This is a genomic window from Candidatus Cloacimonadota bacterium (assembly GCA_011372345.1).
In the GTDB taxonomy this organism is placed as follows: domain Bacteria; phylum Cloacimonadota; class Cloacimonadia; order Cloacimonadales; family TCS61; genus DRTC01.
Genome location: DRTC01000464.1, coordinates 1 through 1544, shown reverse-complemented (window position 1 = coordinate 1544; position 1544 = coordinate 1). Strand labels below are relative to the sequence as shown.

The 1544-nt window shown below is 36.0% G+C and carries 1 protein-coding gene; it reads left to right on the top strand.

The genetic code is table 11. The features are described from left to right. Window positions 1–129: 129 nt before the first annotated feature. A partial coding sequence (locus tag ENL20_09005; protein HHE38695.1) for a glutamate--tRNA ligase occupies window positions 130–1544 on the top strand: 1415 nt, incomplete at its 3' end.

Sequence of the window (1544 nt, the reverse complement as noted above, 5' to 3'; positions counted from 1 at the left end):
GCAAGTCAGTAGCAAAAAAAGAAAAAGACAGGATAACAGGATTTACAGGATAAATTCTTAACTTTGCGTCTTTGCGGTTAAAATGTTCGTTTTGTTAGTTTTGTTAGTTGCTAAAAAAGGAGTCTTAAAATGAGTAATGAAATCAGGGTCAGGTTCGCACCGAGTCCGACCGGATATTTGCATGTCGGAGGTTTGCGAACTGCGTTATATAATTATCTTTATGCAAGAAAAGCAGGTGGGAAATTCATTCTTCGCATCGAAGATACGGATAGATCGAGATATGTCGAAGGAGCAGTTGAAAATCTTACTAGTACTTTAAAAGCTGTTGGTTTGGATTATGATGAAGGACCCGAAAAAGATGGAAATTTCGGACCTTATTTTCAATCCCAAAGAACGAAAATTTATCGAAAATATGCTGAAGAACTGATCCATAAAGGTACTGCTTATTATTGTTTCTGTACTCCCGAAGATTTGGAAAAGATGAAAAATGAACAGATAGAAAAAGGACTTGATCCGCGATATGACGGAAGATGCAGCAGGATATCGAAAGTAGAAATTCAAAAAAAGCTGGAAAATAAAGAACCGTATGTCATTCGTTTGAAAACTCCGAAGGAAGGAGAAATTTCATTCTATGATGTTGTTAGAGAGAAAGTTACATTCAGTTGGGAAACTGTCGATGACCAGATTTTGATCAAATCGGACGGATATCCGACTTATCATCTCGCAAATGTTGTGGACGATCATTTAATGGGAATTTCGCATGTTATTCGCGGTGAAGAATGGTTGTCGAGTCTTCCCAAACATCTTTTTATGTATGAACAGTTCGGTTGGAAAGTTCCCAAAATGGCTCATCTACCTTTGCTCTTGAATCCGGATAGATCGAAATTGAGCAAAAGGCAGGGAGATGTGGCAGTCGAGGATTTTCTGGAAAAAGGTTTTCTTGCAGAAGCTCTTTTAAATTTCATTGCTCTTTTAGGATGGCATCCCAAAGGAGATCGAGAATTTTTTACTCTGAAAGAACTGGAAAAGGAATTTTCTTTGAAAAGGATAACCAAAGCAGGAGCAGTTTTCGATATTGAAAAATTGAAATGGATGAATGGTCATTATTTACGAACTCTCGATTTGAATTATATTTCTGAAAAAGCAGAACCTTTTTTTGAGAAAGCAGGTTTCGATATTTCGGATAAAATAAAATTCAGAAAGGTTGTGGATTCTGCAAGAATGAGGATTCCTACTCTTTCCGAAATAATTGCAGAATCTAAAAAATATTATTTTGTTCCTGAACTGAATAAAGAACAAAAAGAAATCGTGCAACAAGAAAATTCGCAGAAAATTTTCCAATATTGGATAAAAAAAATGCAGGAAATAGGAGAAATTTCCAAACAGGAAATTAATGATTTGACAAAAAATTCGATGCAGCGTTTGCAGATTAAAGGAAAGGATTTTTATATTCCAATCCGACTGGCTTTGATCGGAGAAGAACACGGTCCGAATTTTCCAACTATTATCGGGATTCTGGGGAAAGAAGAGACTTTAGCAAGATT